At 70.4% G+C, this 15,499-nt stretch carries 14 protein-coding genes; 5 read left to right on the top strand and 9 right to left on the bottom strand.

Annotated features, from left to right (window positions below):
• Positions 1-13: 13 nt before the first annotated feature.
• The gene (locus QSK17_RS22355; RefSeq protein WP_285707015.1) at positions 14-736 is read right to left on the bottom strand and encodes a hypothetical protein; all 723 of its coding nucleotides are present in this window, start codon (positions 734-736) and stop codon (positions 14-16) included.
• An 80-nt stretch (positions 737-816) separates the two neighbouring features.
• A complete protein-coding gene (locus QSK17_RS22350; RefSeq protein WP_285707014.1) occupies positions 817-2,472 on the bottom strand; it encodes a TlrC/CarA/OleB/SrmB family ABC-F type ribosomal protection protein in 1,656 nt (551 codons plus the stop codon).
• A gap of 149 nt (positions 2,473-2,621) precedes the next feature.
• Here QSK17_RS22350 and QSK17_RS22345 point away from each other — a divergent pair, with 149 nt between their 5' ends.
• From QSK17_RS22345 to QSK17_RS22330, 4 genes are all read left to right on the top strand, one after another.
• Entirely contained in the window at positions 2,622-3,215 is a 594-nt protein-coding gene (locus QSK17_RS22345; protein WP_285707012.1) for a TetR/AcrR family transcriptional regulator, read from the top strand.
• A gap of 148 nt (positions 3,216-3,363) precedes the next feature.
• Complete coding sequence (locus tag QSK17_RS22340) at positions 3,364-4,575, top strand: sensor histidine kinase (protein ID WP_285707010.1); 1,212 nt, start codon at positions 3,364-3,366, stop codon at positions 4,573-4,575.
• The gene (locus QSK17_RS22335) at positions 4,575-5,240 is read left to right on the top strand and encodes a response regulator (RefSeq protein WP_285707009.1); all 666 of its coding nucleotides are present in this window, start codon (positions 4,575-4,577) and stop codon (positions 5,238-5,240) included. The genes QSK17_RS22340 and QSK17_RS22335 overlap by 1 nt, the downstream gene beginning before the upstream one ends.
• A gap of 180 nt (positions 5,241-5,420) precedes the next feature.
• Positions 5,421-6,902, top strand: coding sequence for a nitrilase-related carbon-nitrogen hydrolase (locus tag QSK17_RS22330; protein WP_285707007.1), 1,482 nt, complete (start codon positions 5,421-5,423; stop codon positions 6,900-6,902).
• 102 nt (positions 6,903-7,004) lie between these two features.
• On the opposite strand, the gene QSK17_RS22325 is transcribed toward QSK17_RS22330, so the two are convergent.
• The 5 genes from QSK17_RS22325 to QSK17_RS22305 form a co-directional block, all read right to left on the bottom strand.
• Complete coding sequence (locus QSK17_RS22325) at positions 7,005-8,648, bottom strand: GMC oxidoreductase (RefSeq protein WP_285707006.1); 1,644 nt, start codon at positions 8,646-8,648, stop codon at positions 7,005-7,007.
• 122 nt (positions 8,649-8,770) lie between these two features.
• Positions 8,771-9,271, bottom strand: coding sequence for a carboxymuconolactone decarboxylase family protein (locus QSK17_RS22320; RefSeq protein WP_285707004.1), 501 nt, complete (start codon positions 9,269-9,271; stop codon positions 8,771-8,773).
• Positions 9,268-10,347 carry an NAD(P)H-dependent amine dehydrogenase family protein gene (locus QSK17_RS22315; protein WP_285707002.1) on the bottom strand — a complete coding sequence of 360 codons (1,080 nt, stop codon included), beginning with the start codon at positions 10,345-10,347 and terminating at the stop codon, positions 9,268-9,270. Before QSK17_RS22315 ends, QSK17_RS22320 begins: the two co-directional genes overlap by 4 nt.
• 256 nt (positions 10,348-10,603) lie before the next feature.
• Positions 10,604-11,062 (bottom strand): nuclear transport factor 2 family protein, encoded by a 459-nt coding sequence (locus QSK17_RS22310; RefSeq protein WP_285707001.1) that lies wholly within the window; start codon positions 11,060-11,062, stop codon positions 10,604-10,606.
• A 31-nt stretch (positions 11,063-11,093) separates the two neighbouring features.
• Positions 11,094-11,972: a TIGR03619 family F420-dependent LLM class oxidoreductase gene (locus tag QSK17_RS22305; RefSeq protein ID WP_285707000.1), complete on the bottom strand. Its 879-nt coding sequence runs from the start codon at positions 11,970-11,972 to the stop codon at positions 11,094-11,096.
• 144 nt (positions 11,973-12,116) lie between these two features.
• On the opposite strand from QSK17_RS22305, the gene QSK17_RS22300 reads away from it, so the two are divergent.
• Positions 12,117-13,271 carry a methyltransferase gene (locus QSK17_RS22300; RefSeq protein WP_285706999.1) on the top strand — a complete coding sequence of 385 codons (1,155 nt, stop codon included), beginning with the start codon at positions 12,117-12,119 and terminating at the stop codon, positions 13,269-13,271.
• A 184-nt stretch (positions 13,272-13,455) separates the two neighbouring features.
• Here the strand turns inward: QSK17_RS22300 and QSK17_RS22295 are convergent, their stop codons facing one another.
• Positions 13,456-14,292 carry a hypothetical protein gene (locus tag QSK17_RS22295; RefSeq protein ID WP_285706998.1) on the bottom strand — a complete coding sequence of 279 codons (837 nt, stop codon included), beginning with the start codon at positions 14,290-14,292 and terminating at the stop codon, positions 13,456-13,458.
• Positions 14,293-14,904: 612 nt separating this feature from the next.
• Positions 14,905-15,426: an HdeD family acid-resistance protein gene (locus QSK17_RS22290; RefSeq protein WP_285706997.1), complete on the bottom strand. Its 522-nt coding sequence runs from the start codon at positions 15,424-15,426 to the stop codon at positions 14,905-14,907.
• Positions 15,427-15,499 lie beyond the last annotated feature (73 nt).

The following is a 15,499-nucleotide window of genomic DNA, read 5'->3' as shown; positions in this document are numbered from 1 at the left end:
TACGGGACCGTGGTCATATCCACGTCTCAAAACGGAGTGCGCCGCGCAACAGGGGGCGTGCCGCCAGGGCGACGAGCACCGCGGCGAGCATCCCGACGCCCGCCATGGCCACGGCCCTGGCAACCGCCCAGCCGAGCCACTGAACTTGGTAGACGTCCATAACGGTAAAAACCACCACGGCAACTCCCGAGACGGCCGCCATCACGCAGACCGGCAGTGCGGCGATGGCGGCCTGCCGCATGAGCACCCCGCTCAGCGCCCGCTGCGGCACTCCGGAAGCGGCCAGTGCGGCGAACGAGCGGCGAAGGTCGATCAGTTCCTCCGCCTGGTGCACCACCAGGGCGACCGTCGAGGTCACCAGTGCCACCAGGAGCGCGACGTCCACCAGCGCGTGGGCCTGGGAGTAGCCGACGCCGGCCTGCTGGGCCCCGGCCGCCGCGCCGAAGAACACCGTCAGGCTCACCACGGACAGGGCCCTGGCCCACGCCCGCGGATCCGCCTCGACCAGCCGCGCGGCCAGCAGCGCCTCCGCCGACCGGGCCCGTCGACCGGCCCTGCGGGCGTACGCCCTGATCAACCAGGTCGCGGCCAGGGTCACGCCGAACAGCAGCAGCACCAGCCCGGCCGCCATGACCACCACGGACCCGTACGCACCGACGAGCGGAAAACGGCCCTTCACCACGATTCCGAGAACGAAGAGGCCGACGCCTCCCGCGAAGAGGAGCAGGTCCCGCACCCGCCCTCACCGGCGTGGTGTTCCGAGACGGTGGGCGTCCTGGCCGAGGTCGGCTTGTCCGCGCGCTCGCGTGCGGCCGGCTACGCCGCCACTCCCGTGCCCAGCTCCAGGTGGGAGCCGGTGAACGCGGCCCGCAGGCGCCGGTCGTGCGTCACGACCACCAGCGCGCCCTGGTAAGAGGCCAGCGCCTCCTCCAACTGCTCCACGAGCATCGGCGACAGGTGGTTGGTCGGCTCGTCGAGCAGGAGCAGGTCCACGGGCTCACTCACCAGCCGCGCCAGCTCGATCCGCCGGCGCTGTCCATAAGAGAGCTCGCACAGGCGCAGCCCCAGGTCGGACGGCCGGAACAGTCCCAGAGCCAGCAGCGCGTCCGCGTGCTCGTCCAGGCTCCCGGGACGCCCCTGCGCGTAGGCCCGCAGCACGGTACGGTCCGCCGCCCCGGCAGGTCCGGCCTGCCGTACGTCGCCGGTGTCCAGCTCGTCCTGGCGGAAGAACCCGACCCGGCCGGCCCGCCGTACCGCGCCCGCGTCCGGCTGCAGCTCCCCGCTGAGCACCCGCATCAGCGTGGTCTTGCCCGCGCCGTTCGGGCCGGTGACGAGCAGCCGCTCACCGGCGCGGATGGCCAGGGAGTCGAGGCGGAGCCGCCCGGTCACCACCACGCCGTCGAGCGCGGCCACCTCGGCCCCGGCGGCGGTTTCCGCGGTGGCGAGCGCGGCGGTGAAGCGCAGCGGCTCGGGTGGCGGCGGCGCCGGGTGGCCGGTGAGCCACCGCAGCCGCTGCTGGGACTGCCGGATGCGTCCGGCGGCCCCGTGCGTACGCGAGCGCGCCCGCCAGGCTCCGGTGCCCATGCCCGCCTTGGCCATCTTGCGGGGAATCACGGCCAGCCGGCCCGCGTTGGCCGCCACCAGCGTGGCATGCCGGTCCAGCTCGGCCTTCCATTCCTCGTGGGCCCGCGCCTGGGCGGCGCGTTCGGCGGCCTTGGCCGTGAGGTATCCGGCGTACCCGTCGCCGTAGCGGCGCACCTGCCCGTCGGAGACCTCCAGGATTGCGGTGGTCACCCGCTCCAGGAACGCCCGGTCGTGGGTGATCGCCACGACTGTGCCCCGGTGGGCGCGCAGGCGCTGTTCGAGCCAGGCCACGGCCTGGTCGTCCAGGTCGTTGGTCGGCTCGTCGAGTAGCAGCAGCTCAGGGGCGGACGCCAGCGTGGCGGCCAGGGCGAGCCTGGATCGCTCGCCGCCGGAGAGCGTGCCGAGCGGACGGCTCCGGTCGAGTCCGGGCAGCCCGAGCGCGTGCAGCGCGACCTCCACCCGAGTGTCGGCCTCGTAGCCGCCCCGCGCTTCGAACTCCGCCACCAATCGGACGTAGGCGTCGAGCCCGGCGCGAGCCTCCGCGCCGGGCTCGCCGAGCGACCGTTCGGCCGCCCGCATCCGGGCTTCGAGCTCGCGCAGATCGGCGAGCGCCAGGTCGACCGCGTCGGCCACGGCCAAGTGCGGAGGCAGCGCGAGTGACTGCGGCAGATATCCGATGCCGCCGGGCGCCACGACCACGAGCTCGCCGTTGTCCGGCCGCTCGGTCTCTGCCATGAGCCTGAGCAGGGTGGACTTTCCGGACCCGTTGTCGCCGATCACCCCGATCCGCTCGCCGGGTTTGACGGTGAGTGACACCCGGTCCAGGACGACGCGGGTGCCGTAACGCTTGGTTGCCTCCGTAAGGGCCAGTTGGGGAGCGGTACGCAAAGGCCCACCTCCTCTTCTCGGTGCGGACTGGACGCGGCGATCGCGTCATTCGAGACGATACGGATCGTCTCGTCACGTCACAGTGTGGGGGGAGGTCGGTTCTATGTCAAGACGGACCGTCTCGTCTCGCCGAGTGGTATGCTCCAGGCATGTCCCAACCCAGAAAACCGAACCCAGCCCGCCGCAGTGAACGGTCCCGACAGGCCGTCCTCGAAGCCGCGCGCGATCTGGTCTCCGAGCTCGGATACGCCAAGGTCTCGATCGAGGCCATCGCCGCCCGGGCGGGAGTGGGCAAGCAGACCATCTACCGATGGTGGCCGTCAAAAGGTGCGGTGATCTTCGACTCCTTCCTCGCGCTCAGTGAGAGCGAGGAGGGCATGAGCCTCCCCGACACCGGCGACCTTGAGGCCGACCTCAAGACCGTCATGCGGGCGACCGTCGCCGAGTTCGCCGACCCGGTGTTCGAGGCGCCCATCAGGGCGCTCAACACGGAGATCATCGGTGACCCCGCCCTCGCCGCCCAGTATCGCGAGAAGTTGGCCGGCCCCGTCGACGAGGCCAAGAAGGAACGGCTACGCAGCGCCCAGCGGGCCGGCCAGCTCGCCGCGGACGCCGACCTTGACCTGGTGCTCGAGGTGCTGTACGCCCCGCTCTACCAGCGCTGGCTGCACCGCTCCGGGCCGCTCACCCCGCAGTACGCCGACGCGCTGGTGGAGATCACCCTCCGCGCGTTCGCCCCCTGAACGCGCGGAGGGAGGGCGGTCAGGGGGCCCGCCTCTGGCTCGCCCTCAACTGGCTGAGGTCCTGAGCACCCGCCCTTCGGGCCGGATCGGCGTTCCCGGACGGTGGGCGGTGATCGATACTCGGAAGCGAGAACGTTCAGGGAGCTTCGTGTCACTGATTTTCCCGCTTCCGCGCGGGCGGACCGGACCGCGCCGCCCGGGACCGCACACGATCGACGCCGGGATCGCCGCGCTGGTTCTGGTCGCCACACTGTGGCCCCAGCTGACCTGGGCGTCCGCCGGATGGCTCGGCACGGGGTCGGCCGTCGCCGCCTCCGCGCCGCTGCTGTGGAGGCGGCGCGCGCCGGTGTCCGTCGCTCTCCTGGTGGGCGCGGCGACGACCGTGCTGTCGCTGGAACAGGCCATGCCGCCGCTGCCGTACGGAGCGCTGGTGGCGGCGTACACGGTCGCGGCGCGCAGCCCGCTGCGCTGGCAGCTCCCGGCCGTCGCCTGCTGGGCCGGATCCCTGGTGGTGTCCCTGATCGTCCCTGGGGAGCCGCCGGAGTCCTTCGGTTACCTCGGGATGGCGTTCGCCACCGCGTACGCGCTGGGCATGGGGGCGCGGGCCCGCTCGGCCGAGATCACCGCGCTGCGCGAACGGGCCCGCAGGCTGGAGGAGGAGAGCATGGCCGCCGCCGCGCGGGAGCGGACCCGGATCGTTCGCGACATGCACGACATCCTGACCCACTCCGTCGGCATGATGGTCGTCCAGGCGGAGGCGGGCGCGCTGATGGTCCACACCCGGCCGGACCGGGCCGAGACGGCGTTCGAGACTATCGGCCAGACCGGCCGGGAGGCGATCGGCCAGCTTCGGCACATCTTCGGCGTGCTCCGCGCCACTGGGCCCGACACCACTGGGCCCGACACCACTGGGCCCGACCCCGCCGAACCGCCGCCCGGACTCGACGCGTTGGAACACCTCGCGGAGCGGGTCGGGCGGGTGGGCCTGGCGGTGACCGTCGAGTCGCGCGGCACGCCGCGCCTGCTTCCCCCGGAGGCCGAGGTGGCGGCGTACCGGCTCGTGCAGGAGGCGCTCACCAACACGCTGCGCCACGCGGGGGCTTCCAGGGCCGAGGTCGTGCTCGACTGGTCGCCGGACGCGCTGCGGATCGAGGTGGCCGACGACGGCCGCGGCCCCGGCGATCGCGGGGACGGACCGAGCGGAGGGCACGGTCCGGGCGGAGGGCACGGGCTGATCGGGATGCGGGAACGGGTCGCCGCGTGCGGCGGCACCTTCCGGGCGGAGCCGGGACGGTCCGGCGGGTTCGCCGTCGAGGCGACGCTCCCGGTCCGGAAACCGTCCGGAGAGGCGGCCGGCTGATGCTGCGCGTCCTCGTCGCCGACGACCAGGACCTGTTCCGCGGCGGCTTCTCCATGATCCTGGACGCGCAACCGGACATCACCGTGGTCGGCGAGGCGTCCGACGGCGTCGAAGCGGTTCGCGCGGCGGCCGAACTCCAGCCGGACGTCGTGCTGATGGACATCCGGATGCCCACCATGGACGGCGTCGAGGCGACGCGGCGGATCCGTGCCGCCACGTCCGCCCGCGTGCTCGTGCTGACCATGTTCGACCTGGACGAATACGTGTACGCGGCGCTGGGCGCGGGCGCGAGCGGGTTCCTGCTCAAGGACGCGCATCGCGACGAGCTGGTCCGCGCGGTTCGGGTGGTCGCCGCGGGGGAGGGGCTGCTCGCTCCGACGGTGACCCGGCGACTGATCGAGACGCTGGCGCGGGGCGGCCACGCCGTACCCCGCCTGAAGGCCAGGCTCGACGAGCTGACCGTCCGGGAGCGCGAGACGCTGGCGCAGGTCGCGCGCGGCCTGTCGAACGCCGAGATCGCCGCCGAGCTGGTGGTCAGCGAGCACACGGTGAAGACCCACGTGAGCAACCTGCTGACCAAGCTCGGCCTGCGCGACCGCGCCCAGGCCGTCGTCTTCGCGTATGAGTCGGGGGTGGCCGTCCCGGGGTCTCCATCGCAGGAGTGAGCCGGGATTCACTCGCGGCGGCGATCCGGACGGCACCCCTTCGCGGGCAGCATCGACGGCGATTCGCGAGGAGGCCGTCCCATGTGTCCAGATTCCATCAGTCCAGATATCAGCCGTTCCGGCACTGACCGTCCGGAGGGTTCCCGCGGGAGGGTCGACCGTCCCCGCGGACTCGGTGGCGTGCGCCGGGCCGGCGACCCGCTCGCGCTCGTCGCGTGCGCGGCGCTCTCGGCGGGGTTGCTCCACTTCGGCACGGGTCTGCATCCGATCCCGTGGCTTATTTGGGCGGCTCCCTTGCCGGTGCTGCTGATCGCGCCGCGGACGACCGCTGTCCGCGCGTGCCTCGCGGCGGTGGCGGCATGGGCCGTGGGCGGGGCGAACATGTGGGAGCTCCAGCGGGGCCGGATGGAGCTGCCGCTTCCGGTCGCGCTGCTCACCGTCGTCCTGCCCGCGCTGGTCGCGGCCCTGGCCGTCCTGCTCTTCCGGACACTGGTACGGCGCGGCCGCCTGTGGTCGGCGGCGGCGGTCGTGCCCGCCGTGTGGGTGAGCGCCGAGTACCTCGTCGCGGCCCTCACGCCGTACGGCGCGATCTGGAGCCTGGCGCACACGCAGGCCGGGGTCCTGCCGGTGGTCCAGCTCGCCGCGCTGACCGGCGGGTGGGGGATCTCGTTCCTGGTGACGGCCGTCCCGGCGGCGCTGGCCGCCTCCGCCGCGCCCCGGCGGGACGCGCGGCAAGGGGACCGGCGGCAGGCGGCGAAGCGCCCATGGCGGGTCGCGGTGACCGCGCTGACGCTAACGGTCCTCGTCGCGGTCGGCGGAGCCGTACGGCTCGCCCTGGCCGAGCCGTACGGCACGGAAAGGGGCACGGAAAGGGGCACGGAAAGGGGCACGGAAAGGACGGTCGTCCTGCTGGCCTCCCGGCAGCAGGACGACTGGGCGCCGATCGACACGCCGCGCGGCCGGGAACGTCTCCGCGAGGTGCTGGCACGGGTGCGGGCGCTGCCGCCGGGGACCGACGCCGTGGTCCTGCCGGAAGGCGGGTTCGTGACGACGGCGGCGGACCTTCCCCTGATCTCCCGCCCGCTCGCGGCGCTGGCCCGCGAGCGGCGTATGGACGTGGTCGCGGGTGTGATCGTCACCGACGCTAACCACAACACCGCGATGTTCTTCCCGGCCGGGGGAGGTGAGCCGGGCGTCTACCACAAGCAGCACATGGTGCCCGGGGTGGAGCCGTACGAGCCCGGCGACCGGCTGTTCCTCCGCGCCGAGACCGGCGTGGCGATCTGCAAGGACCTGGACTTCCCCGAGCTGGCCCGCGCGTACCGCAGCGGGGGCGCGCAGGTCATGCTGCTGCCCGCCTGGGACTTCGACCTCGACGGATGGCAGCACGCGCGGACGACCGTGTTGCGCGGGGTCGAGAACGGGTTCTGGGCCGTGCGCAGCGCGGCGAACGGGAACCTGACGGTGAGCGATCCGTACGGCAGGGTCCGCGCCGAGACCGCGACCACGGGTCTCGCGCCGACGGTGCTCACCGCGACCGTCGGCACGGGCGCCGCCCGCACGGTCTACACCTGGGCGGGCGACTGGTTCGCCTGGCTGTGCCTGGCCCTGGCCGTCCTGCTTCCCGCGTCGGCGATCCTCCGGCGCCGGAGACCGGAGTGACCGGGTGGGGAGCGGCGAGGACAGAGGTGTCCGGAGCATGGATCTCCGGTCGCGTCGGATGCGGCGGGCCGGCCGCGCGTGGCCGGCCCGCCGCGGACGGCCCTACAGGTCGGTGGCGATGATCTTTTCGATGTTCCGTTCGGCGAGTGCCGTGATGGTGACGAACGGGTTGACGCTGGTGTTGCCGGGGATCAGCGCGCCGTCGATGACGTACAGGCCGGGGTAGCCGACGAGGCGGCCGTAGTTGTCGGTGGCCTTGTTCAGGACCGCGCCGCCGAGCGGGTGGTACGTGAGGTGGTCGCCCCAGATCTTGTAGACGCCGAAGAGGTCGGTCCGGTAGATCGTCCCCTCCTTCGCGTTGATCTTGTCGAAGATCGTCTTGGCCATGTCGATGGACGGCTGCTTCCAGGAGGTCTGCCAGTTCAGGTCGACCTTGCCCGTGGCGGCGTTCCAGGAGAACTCGGCGCGGTTCGGGTTCTTGGTGATCGACAGATAGAACGAGGCGTAGGTCTCGATCCCGGTGGGCAGCGGTGCGACCTCGGCGAAGGCGCCGCCCGCGGCCCAGTTGTCGATGCCGGAGCACGGGATGGTCGACTGGAGGCAGCCGGTCGGATCCCACATGTGGTTGGCGCGGCCGCACATGACGTTGCCGTTGTCGCCCCAGCCCTTGCCGACCTCGCCGTTCAGGTTGGGCAGTGCCCCGGTGGCCTTCAGCTTGACCAGCAGCTTGCTGGTGCCGACGCTGCCGGCGGCGAAGAACACCTTGTCCGCGGTCACGGTCTTGGTCTCTATCGTGTCGCCGTTGGTGTTGATCTGGTCGATGACGACCGTGTAGCCGCCGCCCGCCGCCGGAGCGACCGAGGTGACCTTGTGCAGCGGTGAGATGGTGACCCTGCCGGTGGCACTGGCCCGGGCGATGTAGGTCTTCTGCAGTGACTTCTTGCCGTTGTTGTTGCCGTAGAGGATCTCACCGGCCAGCGCCGACTTGGTGACCGTCCCGGCCGCCTCCTGCTTCATGTAGTCCCAGTCGTACACGTCGGGCACGAAGACCCACGGGAAGCCGGAACGCTGGGCGTGCTTACGGCCGACCCGGGCGTACTGGTAGCAGTCGGTGGAGTCGAACCAGGCCGGGTCGATGGTGCCGACCCCGAGCCCGGCGTTGGCGCGCGGGTAGTAGATGTTGTACATCTCGTCGGCGTCCACCGACGGGAGGATGGCGGCGAAGTTCTCGCGCTTGGGGGTGACCGCCATGCCGCCGTTGACCAGCGAACCGCCGCCGACGCCGCGACCCTGGTAGACCGTGATGCCGCTGAACTCCTCGGCGTCCAGGATCCCGGTGTAGCGGGAGATGTTCTTGTCGATCGGGGCGCCGAGGAAGTAGTTGAGCGGCGCCTTGGTCCTGGTGCGCAGCCAGTAGGACCGGTGGTCCGGCGAGAGCGTGTTGCAGAAGATCTTGCCGTCGGGGCCGGGAGTGTCCCAGGCCATGCCCATCTCGATCATGTGTACGTCGACGCCGGCTTCGGCGAGACGCAGAGCGGCGACGGAGCCGCCGTATCCGGAGCCGATCACCAGGGCCGGCACGTGAGCCCCGCCGGCGATCGGAGCGGTCGCGGAGACGGCCTGCGCCAGGGCCGCGGGAGCGCGGCCGGAGAGGGCCATGGCTCCCAGAAGAGAACCGGTTCCAGCGATGAAGCCACGGCGTGAGACGCCCTTGGCACCTGAACCGACCGACGTGCTGTCACTCATGCGAGGTCCTTTACTCTCGACTACCCCCGACCTACGGGGAACGGGTTCTACATGGTGGTTCGCGCCTTGCTGGATAAGTCGACTGTCCGGCTGCATGTGCATGTCCGGAGGGCGGCGGTGCGTTATCGCTTGCCGGAGGGGGAGGGGCCGCTGGGCAGCACGCACACGGTGTCGAGGCCCAGCACATGGTTGAGCCGGCCGAATGACAGCCAGGAGCCGATGCACATGGTCAGCTCCACGATCTCGAGCTGGCTGTAGTGCGCGGTCATCCGAGTCCAGAACTCGCCGTCGAGGCCGTGGTGATCCAGGGCGTACCGCTCGGCGTACTCGGCGGCCAGCCGGGTGCGGTCATCGAAGGCGTCGGTGGTGCGCCACTCGGTCACCGCGTCGGCGAACTCCTCCTCCACCTTCTGTCCGTCCCGTTCGGTCCGCCAGTCGAGGCAGAAGACGCACCCGTTGATCTGTGCGATCCGCAGCCGCGCGGCCTCGAACTCGCGGAGTCCGAGGGTGGTGTGGGCGTACACCGCCAGCGAGAAGTTCGCGGCGGCGGCCCCGATGCCGGGGACCATCTCGCCCCACACGTACTCGATCGGGTCCTTGCCCTCGGGGATGTCGATTCTCATGATCGTTTCCTTCCGAGCCGGCCCACCGCGGGGCGCAGCGGGACGTCGAGCGCGTCGTAGAACCCGGGTTTCGCCTCCAGGAGCCAGTCGATGGCGCTCACCAGCCGGCCGACCGCGGTGGCGTTCCCGCCCGCGGACCGGTTGCCGCCCTCGTCGGTGGCCTCGATGGTGACCTCGATGCGCGGGCGGCCCTCGATGATCACCCGATGCGCCCCCTCGCCGTCGGGAGGCGTCGGCCAGTCGGGCGCGCAGGACGGGTGGATGCGGGTGACGTGCTCGATGACGATGCGCGGCTCGCCCTCGACGATGCCCTGCACCTCGAACCGGACCGCGCCCTGGGTGCCGGCCTCGAAATCGCCCATGGCCGTGGTGCTCACGGTGGCGTCGAGCGGGCGCCGATCCACGGTCTCGCGGATCTCCTCGAGGTCGACGCCGAGGGCCCGGGCCATCATCCGCACCTGCCCGCCCCACACCATGGTCGGGACCGTCGGCGCGATCATCGGCGGCTCGTAGTCCATGGGCTGGCCCATGCCGACCAGGTACCGGACCGAGTCGGGCTGGTCGTAGGTGGTGTAGTCGAAGATCTCCTGGCAGCGGATCGCGTCGATGGTGGTGCCGAGTCCGCTGACCAGCAGCGGTAACACGTCGTTGCCCCAGCCGGGGTCGACGCCGGAGACGAAGAGCGAGCCGCCGCCGTCGGCGATGGCGGCCAGGACCGGTTCCCGCAGCTCGGGCGGGGCGTTGCGCTGGTCGTACAGCGGATACAGCGAGGGCGTGACGACCACGGCTCCGGCTCGGATCGCCCTGATGATATCGGCGAGGGCCTCGTCGGGACGGATGTCGCCGGACGCCGCGTACACCACGGCGCGGGGACCGGAGGCGAGGACCGCGTCGACGTCGTCCGTCGCGGCGACTCCCAGGCGGTGGTCGAGCCCGCCGAGATCGCCCGCGTCGCGGCCGACCTTGTCGGGATTGTGAACGAGCACGGCGGTGAGTTCCAGTGCCGGATGGGCCTCGACGGCGCGGATGGCCGCGCGGCCCACGTTGCCGGTACCCCAGACGATTGTGGACACCATGGCGGGAGCGTAGCAAGCGCTTGGTTTGGTGTATAGGGCCCCGCGATCCCGGACGTCCCACTTCTGGACCCCGTGACAGGTGTGGGCCCGCCGGCATTGCCATTCGCGCAGGTCGCCGCGCTTGTCCGGTGCCTCCCGGCGCGCGGCCCGAACCGTCCCCAGCCGCTGTTCTCGGCATCACCGAATGGCATGCGCGGCTCGTCCGCCTCACGAAGCACCTCTTCGTGCGGTGAGGCGGACGTTCAAGCCCGGTCCGCTACGCGCCGGCCTTCGGGGAGGTCAGGGTGGCCATCGCGCGATCCGGTTCCCAGTGAGCGCGGAGCGAGGTGATCGAACCCGCGTCGTCGACGGTGTAGATGGCCACACAGTCGACCGTCATGGTCGTGCCGCCGTCCAGCGTCATGGTGATGGAAGTGACGTTGGCGCAGCATGGCCCGTTGGCGAAGGAGTCCCTGACGTGGAAGTGGAATTCGCGCACCGAGCCGACGTGGCCGTCCCAGAACTTCTCGATTTCGTCGTGGCCGCGATGCCCCTTCCCTTCGGGATCGAGCATCGAGGGGCCGACGGGATCCTCGACGACGGCGTCCGGGGTGAACAGCCTCAGCCAGTCCGCCTTGTGTCCGGCGGAGACCGCGGCCATGGACGACCACGCCGCCCGGCGTGCGGGGTGGTCGCCGTCCGGCGCTTCCCAGGTGACAGCGGTGGAATCGATCATATTGAAACTGTAACCTGTTCTCATTCGTGGGTTAAGGGGTGACTTTGGAGATCACCGACTCGGCGAAGCGCTCAAGATGCTCGATCTTCTTGGCCAGCGGTTCGGTGTCCGGACCCTTGATGTACGGCCTCCGGAAACCCACGATCAGGTCGGTGACGCCCTTGTCGGCCAGTCGCTTCACCCCGTCCACGGTGTACGCGTCGTAGGAGATCGCGTGGACCTCGAAGGGCCGGTCGGCTGTGCCCTCCTCGACGCGGACGGTGGCCAGCCTGGTCAGCAGCGCGTCCAGTTCCTCGGCGTCGCCTCCGCCGTGCATCCAGCCGTCGCCGAGGCGGGCGGCCCGGCGCAGTGCCGCCTCGCTGTGCCCGCCGACCAGGATCGGGATCGGCTCGGTGGGAGCCGGAGACATCTTCACCGGCGGCAGGTCGTAGAACTCGCCGTGGTACTCGAAGTAGCCGCCGCTTGTCAGGCCGCGGACCACCTCGATGGCCTCGTCCATCCGCTTGCCGCGCCGCGGCCACGGCACACCCATCACCGCGAAGTCCTCGGGCCACGGGCTGAGTCCGACGCCGAGGCCCAGCCGGTTGCCGGTCAGGTAGGCGATCGAACTCGCCTGCTTGGCGACCAGCGCCGGCGGGCGGACCGGCAGTTTGAGCACGAACGGCGTGAACCGGATCGTCGACGTCACCGCTCCCATGGCCGCGATCAGGATGAACGTCTCGATGAAGCTCTTGTCCTCCAGGAACTCCCGGTCGCCGTCCGCGGTGTACGGATAGCTCGTGTCGGATTCCTTCGGATAGATGAGGGAGTCCGCCACGCTGAAGTTCGCGTACCCCGCCGCCTCGGCGGCCTGGGCCAGCGGAAGGTAGTACGACGGGTCGGTCATGGCCTCGGCGTAGGTGAACCGCATGGAAGCAGAGGATAATAGAACCTGTTCCATTTTTGAAGCTCGGAACGGGGGGAATCTGTGCCCGTCTCGGACGCCTTCACCCGAGCCGCCCGCAGGCGCGGACGGTGCGCGAGCACGGCGGGCCGATCGCTAACCTGGGGCGCGATGAACCATTTGACGACGTCGAGGGGCGAACTCGACCTCACCCGCTTCCCGGAGGATCCCCGCGACCCGTTCCGCGCCTGGGACGCCGCCGACGAGTACCTGCTGCGGCACCTCGACGGGATCGACGCCGGACCCGTGAACCTGTCGGGCACGGTGGTCGTGCTGGGCGACCGTTGGGGCGCGCTGGTCACCGCGCTCGCCGGTCACCGTCCCGTACAGATCTCCGACTCCTTCCTGGGCCGGGAGGCGACCCGTGCGAACCTGCGGCGCGCCGGGGTGGCCGAGGACGCGGTACGGCTCCTGACGACTAGGGACGCGCCGCCGGACCGGATCGACGTGCTCCTGGTGCGGGTGCCCAAGAGCCTCGCCCTCCTGGAGGACCAGCTGCACCGCCTCGCCCCCCGCCTGCACGAGGACACCGTGGTGGTGGGCGCTGGCATGGTGACCGAGATCCACACCTCCACGCTGGCCCTGTTTGAGCGCGTCCTCGGACCGACCAGGACGTCGCTGGCGGCGAAGAAGGCCCGGCTGATCTTCAGCACGCCGGCCCCCCGGCTGTCGAGGGGCGCCAACCCCTGGCCGCGGACGTACCCGCTGCCGGACGACGTCGGCATCGTCTCCGGCCGCGTCGTCACCGGCCACGCGGGCGTCTTCTGCGCCGACCGCCTCGACATCGGCACCCGCCTCTTCCTACGGAACCTGCCGCCGATCCGCGGACGCGAGCATGTCGTGGACCTCGGCTGCGGCACGGGGGTCATCGGGCTCGCCGCGGCGCTGTCCGACGAGGAGACCAGGGTGACGTTCATCGACGAGTCCCACCAGGCGCTGGCCTCGGCGGAGGCGACGTTCCTGGCCAACGCGGGCCCGGTCGGCAGGGCGGCGTTCCTGCCGGCCGACAGCATGTCGTCCGTTCCGCCGGGGACGGTGGACCTGGTTCTGAACAACCCGCCGTTCCACTCGCACCGCGCGACGACCGACGCAACGGCCTGGCGCATGTTCAACGGGTCGCGCGCCGCGCTGCGCCGCGGGGGTGAGCTGTGGGTGGTCGGCAACCGCCACCTCGGCTACCACGTGAAGCTGCGCCGGCTCTTCGGCAACTGCGAGGTCGCGGCCAGCGACCCGAGGTTCGTGGTCCTGCGGGCCGTCAAGCGCTGACGCCTGGCCCGGCCTCCTGGTGCTTGAGGGCGGCCGTCTCCCGGAACTGTTCGGCCCGCACGACTGGGGCCTGGAGCACTGAAGGGGCTCAGGAGCAGGCGGCCATGAGCTTCTTGGTAGCCGCGTCGACCTTCTTACTGACGTCGGCCGCCGTGAACCCTTGCGGTTCGCTCTCAAAGGCCTGTCACCTGGGGGTGAACACGGCGGCGTAGACGCCGTTCTCCATGTCGATGGAAGTCGGGTACAGGCCCTTGGCCGTCATCTCGTCGAACCGCTTCTGGTACTGGGCCGCGCTCATCCCGTGGAAGGCGTACCAGGTGCGGACCCCGTCCTTGACCCAGACAACTGAGTACGTTTTCCCATCAGGGCCGACCGCGATGACGGACGGCCGGGTTCCGGCCTTGACAGCGGCATCGAAAAGGCTCTGATAGCTGGATGCGCTGATGGAGAGGCTGTAGTTCCAGGAGATGTCCGATGGGTTGGGCACCCAGACCGCTGCGTAGCGCGGGTCGGACGGCGTGCCGTACACGTTGAGCGAGCTGAGCATGTAGCCCTGGTTGTTCCGCAGCTCAAAGTTGATCGAGTCGAACTCGGTCGCGCTCATGCCGTGGCGGGCGACGAACCTGCCCGTCTTCTTCTCGAAGATGGCGGCGAATGTGGCGGCCGACCCGCTGCCTGTCGCGCTCACCACGCTGGGCTGGTAGCCCTGAGAGGTGAGTTGGTCGAACAGCCTCTGGTATCCGCCGGTATATCCACCGGCATCCCCTGTGGCGTTGACCACACGCTGAAGCCACGTGGGGCCGGGCCTGTTGTCCCAGAACATCGCGTATCTTTCCTGAGAATCCTGCAGCCCGACCGATATGGTCACCGGACGTAACGCCTTGTTGTTCCGGATGAGCTTGTCGCGGCGGTATTTGTCGAGGAAATTCAGGCCATGATAGGCGCTGTACTGATACGGGGCGGTGGCGTTGGACTCCGCCGACGCCGATGGTGAGACCACCGAAACAGCGGCCAGGACCATCGCGACAACTACCGTGATCTTCCGTGGAGTACGCATCGTCTCCTCCTGTGGGGGTCGGGTCCGGGGCGTGCCCCGGTGGTGGCGGGCAGGCCTTGAGTGGGGAAACCGTTGGGGGCAGACCGGCGCTCTGTTGGCGAGGCGGGGATACACGCCACTTTCGGAGTCCCGCGCCCGGGACGCATGGGGCGATGCCCCTACTTGTGCCGGGAGACTTCTCGGCACAAGTAGGGGCACGGCCCCAGACGGATCGCCGGGCCGGCACCATGATCGAGACATGCCTCCAGGAGGCGGGTGCTCATCCGGGTGCGCTTAACCGATGGTCGCCCGGTTGTCCGGCGGGGACTCGCGGCGCTGCTCGTGCCCTCCCTGGCGTCATGGTCGTGGCCACGACTCTCAAGTTAGGCTCGCGAGTGGCTGGGAGTAATCCGTGTCAGCACTGAGATCGGTCCCAGCGCCAGCCCCGACCCAGCCGAGGACGTTTGGGTTCGGAGGTCTGCACCGCCGATCTGGCCGACCTGGGCCACAGCCGCGGCCGGCGCAGCCTCACCGTCACCCGTAAGGGTGGAACGATCACTCACGAATCGTCATAGCCGTGGTTGCACGGAGAGTGGGTCATCGACCCGCGCTCATCAGTCGCTTGTCGACACGTCGCAACCACAGGGTGAGGGCCACCGTCAGCGACCCCCAGATGATGAGCCACAGACCGAAGGACCACGCGAGCGCCACCAGAGTGATACCGGGCCAGAGAAGCAGGGCGATCCCCACGAGCGCGGACAGGCCCGCCAAGGAGGCCGCCCAGCCGCGCCCCTGCATGGTTCGGTCCGTCAGCGCGATGACGACCCCGATGATGCCGCTGATCAGCCAGAAGAGGCCGAAGAGAAGAGCCAGGAGCTCGACGGTGTGGAACGGGTGGCGCAGGGCGAGGACACCGACGCAGAACGACAACACGCCCAGAAGGGTGAAGAGAACGCGTGTGCCGCCGCTCGCCTCGAGCGCGACGATGGCCTGCGCGGTCCGGTACACACCCTGGATGATCAGCTTTAGACCGAAGATTACGGCGATGGCACCGATGGTGATGTTCGGCCACACCACGATGGCCAGACCCAACAGCACCGACAGGATGCCGGCGGTCACGCCTATTCCCCAGGCGCGGCTCGCCAGTCGTGTGTTGAACGTGTCGAACATCCGTCCGCTGACCGGGCCGGCC

The organism is Microtetraspora sp. NBRC 16547, from assembly GCF_030268965.1.
Taxonomy (GTDB): domain Bacteria; phylum Actinomycetota; class Actinomycetes; order Streptosporangiales; family Streptosporangiaceae; genus Microtetraspora.
The sequence above is the reverse complement of the archived record's forward strand: the minus strand, read 5'-3'. Positions and strand labels throughout refer to the sequence as shown.

Bases quoted from the DNA above. Each gene is read 5' to 3' on its own strand.
- QSK17_RS22295 (WP_285706998.1), bottom strand. From the start codon at position 14,292: ATGGTCCTGGCCGCTGTTTCGGTGGTCTCACCATCGGCGTCGGCGGAG.
- QSK17_RS22300 (WP_285706999.1), top strand. From the start codon at position 12,117: ATGAACCATTTGACGACGTCGAGGGGCGAACTCGACCTCACCCGCTTC.
- QSK17_RS22320 (WP_285707004.1), bottom strand. From the start codon at position 9,271: ATGAGAATCGACATCCCCGAGGGCAAGGACCCGATCGAGTACGTGTGG.
- QSK17_RS22325 (WP_285707006.1), bottom strand. From the start codon at position 8,648: ATGAGTGACAGCACGTCGGTCGGTTCAGGTGCCAAGGGCGTCTCACGC.
- QSK17_RS22315 (WP_285707002.1), bottom strand. From the start codon at position 10,347: ATGGTGTCCACAATCGTCTGGGGTACCGGCAACGTGGGCCGCGCGGCC.
- QSK17_RS22310 (WP_285707001.1), bottom strand. From the start codon at position 11,062: ATGATCGATTCCACCGCTGTCACCTGGGAAGCGCCGGACGGCGACCAC.
- QSK17_RS22345 (WP_285707012.1), top strand. From the start codon at position 2,622: ATGTCCCAACCCAGAAAACCGAACCCAGCCCGCCGCAGTGAACGGTCC.
- QSK17_RS22305 (WP_285707000.1), bottom strand. From the start codon at position 11,972: ATGCGGTTCACCTACGCCGAGGCCATGACCGACCCGTCGTACTACCTT.
- QSK17_RS22335 (WP_285707009.1), top strand. From the start codon at position 4,575: ATGCTGCGCGTCCTCGTCGCCGACGACCAGGACCTGTTCCGCGGCGGC.